Raw genomic sequence first — 10843 nt, 5'->3', positions numbered from 1 at the left:
GACTCTTTAACCTGTGATTCAGATTGACTTGCCGAAACTGATGCTTGAACCAACGATTCTGATTGGCTTGCTGAAATCGATGCTCGTACTTGCGACTCTGACTGACTCGCGGAAATTGATTCTTTAACCAACGATTCTGATCCGCTTGCTGAAACCGACTCTTGTACCAAGGACTCAGATTGACTCGCGGAAATTGATTCTTTAACCAACGATTCTGATCCGCTTGCTGAAACCGACTCTTGTACCAAGGAATCAGATTGGCTAGCGGAAACCGAGGCTTGGACCAGCGAATCAGACTGGCTAACAGAAACGGACTCTTGTACCAAGGAATCAGACTGACTTGCTGAAACGGACGCTTGTACCAAGGAATCAGATTGACTTACTGAAACCGATTCTTTAACCTGTGACTCTGATTGACTCGCGGAAACGGACTCTTGTACCAAGGACTCAGACTGACTTGCTGAAACGGACTCTTTAACCTGCGATTCAGATTGACTCGCGGAAACTGATGCTTGTACTTGCGACTCTGACTGACTCGCGGAAAGTGATTCTTTAACCAACGATTCTGATCCGCTTGCTGAAACCGACTCTTGTACCAAGGACTCAGATTGACTCGCTGAAATGGACTCTTGTACCAAGGACTCAGACTGACTTGTCGAAACTGAGGCTTGAACCAGCGAGTCTGATCGACTTGCTGAAAGCGATTCTTGAACCTGTGACTCAGATTGGCTCACAGAAAGTGATTCTTGAACCAAGGATTCAGAGCGACTCGCCGATTCTGAGGATTTAACCAAGGATGTCGATTGGCTCGTAGAAAGCAATTCTTGAGCCAACGATTCCGATTGACTAAGGAAAATTGATGTTTGAACTAAGAAATCAGACTGGCTCGCGGAAAGTGATTCTTGAGCCAAGGACTTCGATTGACTCGCAGAAAACATAGCTTGAATTAAAGAATCAGACTGGCTCGCAAAAACCGAGGCTTGAACCAAGGATTCTGACTGACTCGCAGATAGCGATGCTGGGTCCAAGGATTCTGACTGAGATCTTGAAATAGACTCAAAGGTTGGTGACTCACTCTCAGAGATGGAAGATGAAGTTGAAAAACTTTGAGACTGTGAGGCAGACTCAGATGCCGTCATCTTCCGATAATAGTAGTTCACACTCGTCATTGGATTAGCATAATAGTTATCCTTAATCGTATGCTTGAAACGAGAGAAGCCATCGGCTCCTTGAGGAGTCGCATCTTCTCCTACAACCATCGTTGTATTTTTTGAAAGGGAAGGTGATTTTGGAACAGCTGTGAATGGTTTTGGAACCGTGTACGCTATTCCCGTCTTTTCATCAGTATAGGTCACTGTTTCATTGGCGGAAAACCAACCTGTTACGTCCAGTTCAAATTTATGTTCATCCACACGTCTTGGAGTAACGTTTAGGAAATAATCCTTATTTTTACTTTCAATTTTACGCGTTCCACCTAAGTCAGACAATTGGCCTGGAACGTCGTGTTTAAAAGTTTTTTCATAAACAAGAGTATACTTATCAAATACTGGTTCATTTCCTGTATCCCGAGAGGTCAATGAATATATTTTAGAAGGATCCAAGACGTAATAGCGAAGAATGTAGTCCCCATTTTGATTCGTTGGGACAACTTCACTTCTTATAAAATGCTCACGCGCGCCGCCGTATAATTCTACACGTCGATCTCCAACTGTACTATTATCAAAAGTTCCTGTTCTTACATTTTGAGAAGTACTTACTACTGGTACCTGAACGTAACCTGCAATATCACGCGCATTTGAAGCCGTATACTGTTGTCCCTCAATCCCAGATTGCCTGTATTCAGCAAGGATCTCTTCTTCACCAGTTGGTTGATACAGTCCATTTTGCCATTCACCCTTTGGATCCACCAAACGATACAAGGTAGACTGTTGAGACCACATGGTTGGTACTTTAACCTGGAAGAAATCATTTAATATTTGACCTTGACGTGAAGGTTCCATGACATCATAGACATCTCGAAGCATAACACTTCTGACTGGAACCATAAGACTAGGAAAAGATTGTAGGGTCACATAAGGAGGTTTACTTGCGTCTCCGAAAGAATAGATAAAGTTGTTGCCTGCTGGAGAATCTGCAATCAAAACTTCTTTAGGAAGTCGTATAGGGCTATTCAATATCTCATTAGGTTGGAATGTTTGAGAAAAGACTTCTGATCCATCTGATTCCTTCACAATTCGGAAATAAACATTCTTCGGATCACGAATATCTGGATTCGTTTCGCTACGATCAACAGATAGTGTCGCATAGTAGCCCAAGGATTTCTCATTTTGGTCAACAAATTCCCAAATTGCAAAAGTATAACGGTTCAAATCGTGATCTTTTGAATACTTTGCAAGCTCTTCTGGAGTTAACAAAGCATTTTTATCTAGGTTCGGGTCTTTGGCAACATTCGAGGTTGGTAGTGGCGCATCTACCACATTGGCGCCATGGCGATCATCCATCTCGGGTGAGATGGATAGATCTTCATTACTACTTCTAGCCTCTTCACTAATCGGAGCCAATTGAGCTGAGATAGCTGGTTTCCCATTTACATTGGAATTTCCCACAAAGCCTGCAGCCGTTAAGGTGGTCATCATCTCATCAACCGCTTTGCCCAAACGATCGCGTTGCTCGGCATAAGCTTGCGCACCAGCATTTGTGTGGATCAAGTTATTGCTTGCAATCACTTCAGCCTGCACCTTGTTAATGACCGCTTCGACCACTGCTTGACGATCAGTGTCCGTCATTGTAGATGCGTAATCCCCTGCAATTTTTTGGAGCAATTCAGCTTCAGAGGTGTTTTGTTCTAAAACAGTGGCTTCTTCTAAACTAGTCGGCTCTTCAATACTTGCTTCTGACTCTAGAGCTTGGGAAGACTCGCTAAGTGCAGTTGACAGTGCAGTTGATCCAACTTTGCTCAAGGACAAAGAAGTAGATTCACTGATCGAAGCAGACGCACTAACAGATGTAGAAAGGCTAGTGGATTCTGAAACAGAGATAGATTCTGAAGGCTGGCTTGAAGTTTTCGCTAAGACCACACTGTCCACTTCTGCCAAGGTTTCCTCTTTTGTCTCAGAAACCGTTGGTGCAAGTGATGTTGCATCCTCCGCCTTAGCAGTCGTAGCAAGTACAGCACCTCCAAAAACAGTTCCTACCGCAATCAAACCTTTTAAGAAGGCTTGGCTATTCTTTTGACTTTCTATTTGATCTTGCTGCACGTTAGCAATGATGGCCTCCTCCACTTGCCCACGTACCACACGAAAGAGACCTAGAGCTGCTGTTGATGCTCGAAGCCAATTTTTTCCTGATTTAATTAATTTGAAGCGTACGACACGATCTGTTTCACGAAAGTTTCCTTTTGAACGCTTAAATTGCATGATATTCCCCTTACATTGTAGTCATTATTCATTATACAGGAATACTACGTAGATTCAAGTAATTTGCTATGAAAAACTTATTTATTGTTGTTTTTGTTTTCGAATTTTTTGCAAGAAATTAAAAACACTTCATTCTACTAGTAAAAAAGAGAGTGGGACAGAAATCGGTAATTCGTTAGAATTCGATTTCGTCGTCCCACCTCCGCACAGTTGAGTAGGGCTATAAAAGCTGATGAAATCAGCGTAGTAGAGCCCACTCAACCACTGCGTCTTGCTCAACAATGCAAAGACAATTGAGAGACTGGGACTTTTGTCCCAGCCTCTCGAAAAAATGATATTTCCTACTAGATCAGTTCCCCTTCTTTTTACGTCGGGTCAGTCCAGCAATTCCAGCTAACCCTGTAACAACCCCAAGAAGAGCTGATGTCACAGATCCTGTTTCGCCAGTATTCGGAAGTGCCACAGATTGGCTGTGTTTTTGTGATCCACTTGCTGATTCTGATGATGATACTGACTCTGAATGAGAAATTGATTGGCTCATTGAGTTAGAGTATGAACCACTACCAGATGTTGACCCTGATGTCGTGATTGATTCCGAAACTGAAACAAAAGTTGAGACTGACTCAGACGCTGATACTGACTCAGACGTAGACACTGATTCTGACGTTGATACTGACTCTGATGCTGACTCAGATATTGATTCTGACTCTGATACTGATTCTGACATTGAAACCGATTCAGAGGTAGACACTGATTCGGACGCTGACAATGACTCAGATACAGAAACCGACTCGGATGTTGACAGTGATTCAGAGGTTGAAACTGACTCAGACGTAGACACCGATTCAGATGTAGACACGGACTCAGACGTTGAAATCGATTCTGACGTTGAAACCAATTCAGATGTAGACACTGACTCAGATGTTGATACTGATTCTGACGTTGAAACCAATTCAGATGTAGACACTGACTCAGAGGTCGATACTGATTCAGAGGTCGATACTGATTCAGACGCTGACAATGACTCGGATATTGATACTGACTCAGACGCTGAGACTGATTCTGACGTTGATACCGATTCTGAACTTGAAACTGATTCTGACGTTGATACCGATTCAGAACTTGAAACTGACTCAGACGTAGACACTGATTCTGACGTTGATACCGATTCTGAACTTGAAACTGATTCTGACGTTGATACCGATTCAGATGTCGACACGGACTCAGACGTTGAAACCGATTCAGACGTTGAGACTGACTCTGATGTTGACACCGATTCAGATGTAGATACTGATTCAGACGCTGATACTGACTCAGATGCTGATGCTGACTCAGATGCTGATGCTGACTCAGATGCTGATTCAGACGCTGACAATGACTTAGATACAGAAACCGACTCGGATGTTGACAGCGATTCAGATGTAGAAACCGACTCGGATGTTGACAGCGATTCAGATGTAGAAACTGACTCAGACGTAGATACTGACTCAGAGGTTGAAACTGACTCTGATGTTGACACCGACTCTGATGTTGACACCGACTCAGACGTCGAGACTGACTCAGACGCTGATACTGATTCAGATGTTGACACTGATTCTGAAGTAGATTCTGAAGTAGATACTGATTCAGAGGCTGATACTGATTCAGAGGCTGATACTGATTCTGAAGTAGACACTGATTCAGATGTAGAAACTGACTCGGACGCTGACAATGACTCGGATGTCGAGACTGATTCAGAGGCTGATACTGACTCGGATGTTGAAATCGATTCTGACGTTGAGACTGATTCAGAACTTGAAACTGACTCAGACGTAGACACTGATTCAGAGGCTGATACTGATTCTGAAGCTGACGATGACTCAGACGCTGATACTGACTCAGATGTAGACACCGATTCAGATGTTGACAGTGATTCAGAGGTAGAAAACGATTCTGACGTTGAGACTGATTTTGACGTTGAGACTGACTCAGACGCTGAGACTGACTCAGATGTTGATACTGATTCAGATGTTGAGGCTGACTCAGACGTTGAGACTGATTCTGACGTTGAGACTGACTCAGACGTTGAGACTGACTCAGACGCTGAGACTGACTCAGATGTTGAGACTGACTCAGACGCTGAGACTGACTCAGATGTTGATATTGATTCAGATACAGAAACTGATTCTGAAGCTGATATTGATTCAGATACAGAAACTGATTCTGAAGCTGATACTGATTCAGATGTTGAGACTGATTCTGACGCTGAAACCGACTCGGATGTTGACAGCGATTCTGAGGTAGAAACTGATTCTGAGGTAGAAACTGACTCAGAGGTTGAAATCGATTCAGACGTTGAGACCGATTCAGACGTTGAGACTGATTCAGAACTTGAAACTGACTCAGACGTAGACACTGATTCTGAAGCTGACACCGATTCAGAAGTAGATACTGATTCTGACGCTGACAATGACTCAGACGCTGAGACTGATTCTGACGTTGATACCGATTCTGAACTTGAAACTGATTCTGAGGCTGAAACCGACTCGGACGTTGATACCGATTCAGATGTTGAAACTGATTCTGAAGCTGAGACTGATTCAGATGTTGATATTGATTCAGATACAGAAACTGATTCTGACGCTGAGACTGATTCAGATGTTGAGACTGATTCTGACGCTGATACTGATTCTGAAGCTGAAACCGACTCGGATGTCGACACCGACTCAGACGTTGATACAGACTCGGATGTCGACACCGATTCAGAGGTAGATACTGACTCTGATGCTGACACTGACTCAGACGTTGAAACCGATTCAGATGTAGACACTGACTCAGACGTTGAGACTGATTCAGAACTTGAAACTGACTCAGACGTAGACACTGATTCAGAGGCTGACACTGACTCGGATGTCGATACTGACTCGGACATTGATATAGATTCTGAACTTGAGACTGACTCAGACGTTGAGGCCGATTCGGATGTTGACACTGACTCAGATGTCGACACTAATTCGGATACAGACACCGACTCAGACGTTGATATAGACTCAGATCTAGAAACCGACTCGGATGTCGAGACTGATTCTGACGTAGACACTGATTCTGACGCTGACACCGATTCAGATGTTGAAACTGATTCTGAGGCTGATACTGATTCAGATGTTGATATTGATTCAGATACAGAAACTGATTCTGACGCTGAAACCGACTCGGATGTTGACAGCGATTCAGATGTTGAGACTGATTCTGACGTTGAAACCGATTCTGACGTTGAGACTGACTCAGAAGTAGAAACTGATTCTGACGTTGATATAGACTCAGATGTAGAAACTGATTCTGAGGTTGATGCAGATTCAGATGTTGAGACTGATTCAGACGTTGATACCGATTCAGATGCTGAAACTGACTCAGATGTTGAAACCGATTCAGATGTAGATACTGATTCAGAGGCTGATACTGACTCAGACGCTGAGACTGATTCGGACATTGATACAGACTCAGATGTAGACACCGATTCAGATGTAGACACCGATTCTGAAGTAGATACTGATTCTGAAGCTGACGATGACTCAGATGTTGAAACTGATTCATATGTAGACACTGATTCAGACGTTGAGACTGATTCAGAACTTGAAACTGACTCAGACGTAGACACTGATTCTGACGCTGAAACCGATTCAGATGTTGAAACTGATTCTGACGCTGATACTGACTCAGATGTTGATACTGATGCTGACTCTGATACTGACTCAGATGTTGATACTGATGCTGATTCTGAGGTCGATGCCGATTCTGAGGCTGAAACCGACTCGGACGTTGATACAGATTCAGAGGTAGAAATCGATTCTGACGTTGAGATCGATTCTGAGGTCGATACTGACTCTGAGGTTGAAACAGATGCTGACTCAGACGTTGAAACTGACTCACTCAAGGATACTGATGCAGACTCAGACTGCGATTGACTCACTGATTTTGAAGCCGACTCACGAGTAGATTGACTTAGTGACTCCGATGCTGACTGTGAAACCAATGCTGAAGCCGACTGACTCACTGAAACAAAGGCGCTCATTGAAGCGGATGTCGAGCTTGACATAGACTGGCTAACCACTTTGGATGCACTCGCTGATACCGAAGCAGACTGCAAGGCACTGACACTTGCAGAAACGGATTCCGAAACCTTCACAGATTCAGATTTTCTTGCCGATACAGATTGACTCGTCGAAGCGGATTGAGATTGAGAAATCTCCTTGCTCAATGATTGACTGCGAGATAGACTCGCTTGAGCGGATACACTTGCCGATGCTGATTGGCTTAGTGAAGCCGACAAACTTCGCGAACGAACTGAGCTCAGTGATTGGCTCAATGAAACACTCTGCTGAGCCGATACGCTCTGTGATTGCTTCGTACTTAAGGACTGACTAATCGATTGCGAAGTCTTCGTAGATGCACTCTGACTGTTTGAGACAGACTGACTATGATCGCTATCTGACAATTTCACAGCTACGACATTGGTCGTACTATCTTTATAAGTAATGGTGACTGTACCATCACTATTAACCGTATAGGCCTTAATGCGGTTAGCCACCTCTGGATTAACAGCCGACACAGCTGCAATCACCTTGCTCTTATCTGCATCTGTCAAGGCTGTCAAGCTGGTCACCTGAATAGTGCTTGTTGGTGCCACACCTGGCGTACGATCAGCAAGACGTCCTTGGGTAATCCGAATTTCACCCAAACCATTTGGACGGTTCATATTAGACGCATTGTCAATAGCCGCGACATTGCGTTGCCATGTGTTTCGGAAGGAATGGTAAAGGTCATCCTTCAAATGAATGGTCGCTGTGATAGTTGCAGGGTTCGCAGCTGTTGCCGTAATATCTCCCGTGATAGGTGCAATATCACCTGTTCCATACTGGCTGCCACCAAAGAAATTCCCGTTCAAGGCATTGTCGTTCAAATCTGCTCGTGCAACGACTTTCATTTCTTTCAACTTGCCACTGTCATCAGTAGCTGTAAAAGTCACAACTGCATCATCACCAGCATAAATGGTATAATTCTTCCCACCACCTTCAAGAGGGGTTGATTTCGGTTCCACACCATTGACAGTTAACTTAGCCGTCACTTCAGGACGTGTGGCATCTGTTACAGCAACCATATTGCTGGCATCAGAATAAACCGCGTGATCACCATACATGATCCGTGCTTTAGTTGTCACACCACCAATTTGTAAAGGAACGGTTGGTGTCACAATCGCTTGCCCAGAAGTATCCGCTACTGCTGTTCCGATTTCATCATCATTGTTATACAAGACAACGGTAGATCCAGGCTCAGCACCGGTCACTGTTACAGGTGTTTGAGTATAGGCTTTCTCTAGTAAGCGAGTCTCAACCATCGGTGCTGCTAGGCGCTTAACAGGAGCGGTTACATCATTTGTGGTGTTATCTTTATAAGTAATAGTCACCACACCAGATGATGAAACCGAATAAGATTTAAAATCCTTTGAAGTGGCAATATTTGGGTTAGCAGTCTTAAAAGCCTCCCAAACCTTCTCTTTTTCAGCCTGGGCCAAGTTAGTGGTGTCATTAACAAAAGTACTCGTTGTCACAGCCGTAATCGGGTTTCGAATGCCATCATTTTGTGGCAAAACCTGAATACGAAGCGTACGTGTCACTGACTGCTTAGCCGTATTAGTCACTACAAAAGAAACATTATAAATTTTCCCAGGCGTTACGACTTCTGTCTGGCCAACAGTCCCCAAAATATTAAAGGCGACTGCACTATTTTTTAGTGCCGATGTCTGAGGCACATTGATGCCATTCACACGGTCACTACCAGAAGCGTAGCCAATGCTTTTAATACTATTTCGTGTAGGAATGCTTTCAACAACGTTATAAGCCTGATTGATGTAGTCAGAGTTATAAGCGGAAATCAAAGCATTATTAGCTGGCCCTAGATTATATTGAGGAGCACGAAGACTAGTATCCGAGTCGATACGATTCCCATTGCGCGGATCTCGTTGACCTGAAGTAGCACGGAGCACTGCATTGGCCAACCGATTCCGAGCGGTTTTTGCTTGACTTTCCACGGCATCGATTTGAATTGCCGGATTGGACAAGCCTACACGAATAGCCTCTAAAGCCAGATCTCCATTTTCAATAGCAGATTCTGTCCCCGGAATTTCCATAGCTTGTGCACGATAGGTGTATAAATCCAAAGCCAAGGCTTGGAGACGCTTCACCTGGTCTTCCGAGCGAGTGGTCTGAGTCGCTGCTTCTTTCTCACTCGTTTCAGGAGTAGACCTGTGAATTGAATCGTCCTCTGAGAGACTGCTGCTAGCGGTTTCTGATGTGGACTGACTCGCTGAAGCACTAACAAGATGAGATTCACTCAAAGAAACCGACTGAGAAAGTGAACTGCTTTCTGAAAGCAACTGACTGCCTGACTTCGAGAGTGATTCAGATTCGCTAGCAGACTGCCTCGCTGACACAGAATCTGTGATAGAGGTCGTCCCCAAGACAAAACTATCCGAACCCGCTACACCGGTCGATGGGCTGATTTCAGACCCAACAGTCGTATTCATCCCATTTTCCTCTGCAAATACTGGGTTAGCAACTGTTGTTGCTCCAGCAAGAGCCCCTAGCACAACCATACCTTTTACTAGTTCTGCAGGCATCTGACGTGAAGAATCATCATATCTAACCATGAATTTTTCATCCACACCACCTCGTAGGACGCGAAATAGGCCTAACCGTGAAACAGATGCCCGTACCCAATTCTTTCCTGATTTGATTAATTTAAAACGTGTGATTCGCTCCGTTTCACGAAACTCACCTTTTGAACGTTTAAAAAACATGACTGCTCCTTAAATTTTAGATATCAAGTTATTATACCCTATTTTTTCCCTAATGTAACTAATTAAGACCATTTTCTGACACGAAAACAACATACAAAAAGAGAACCCGGAGGTTCTCTTTTTGGATCCTTTTTTCATTGACCACATACCTGAAATGATCGAATCAAATTAGGATAGAAGATTATTTTTCATCTTCTTTTTTACGACGACCAAGTACAGCTGCTCCAGCAAGTCCTGCAACTGCTCCAAGAAGAGCTGATGTTACAGATGTTGTTTCACCAGTATTTGGAAGTGCTACAGATTCGCTGTGTTTTTGTGATCCACTTGCTGATTCTGATGTAGACAATGACTCTGAACCAGAAGCTGATTGACTCATTGAGTTAGAGTATGAACCACTAGTAGATGTTGATCCTGATTGGCTCATTGAGTTAGAGTATGAACCACTAGTAGATGTTGATCCTGATTGACTCATTGAGTTAGAGTATGAACCACTAGCAGATGTTGATCCTGATTGGCTCATTGAGTTAGAGTATGAACCGCTACCAGATGTTGATCCTGATTGTGATTGACTCACTGAAACTGAAGTACTTAC

At 43.8% G+C, this 10843-nt stretch carries 2 protein-coding genes and 2 pseudogenes; all 4 read right to left on the bottom strand.

Features of this window, described 5'->3' with window-relative positions; genetic code table 11:
• Positions 1-3416: accessory Sec-dependent serine-rich glycoprotein adhesin (locus AB5Y61_RS01185; RefSeq protein ID WP_368402740.1), on the bottom strand; the 3416-nt coding region annotated here is incomplete at its 3' end.
• A 349-nt stretch (positions 3417-3765) separates the two neighbouring features.
• Positions 3766-9642: pseudogene (locus AB5Y61_RS10610) on the bottom strand (LPXTG cell wall anchor domain-containing protein); the annotation flags it as partial.
• Between the two features lie 519 nt (positions 9643-10161).
• Positions 10162-10251 (bottom strand): annotated as a pseudogene (locus AB5Y61_RS10605) (KxYKxGKxW signal peptide domain-containing protein); the annotation flags it as partial.
• A gap of 181 nt (positions 10252-10432) precedes the next feature.
• A partial coding sequence (locus tag AB5Y61_RS01155; RefSeq protein ID WP_368402735.1) for an LPXTG cell wall anchor domain-containing protein occupies positions 10433-10843 on the bottom strand: 411 nt, incomplete at its 5' end.

This window comes from Streptococcus parasanguinis (assembly GCF_040908565.1).
GTDB lineage: Bacteria > Bacillota > Bacilli > Lactobacillales > Streptococcaceae > Streptococcus > Streptococcus parasanguinis_AC.
Note: the sequence above shows the minus strand (reverse complement) of the source record. Positions and strands in the feature narration are given on the sequence as shown.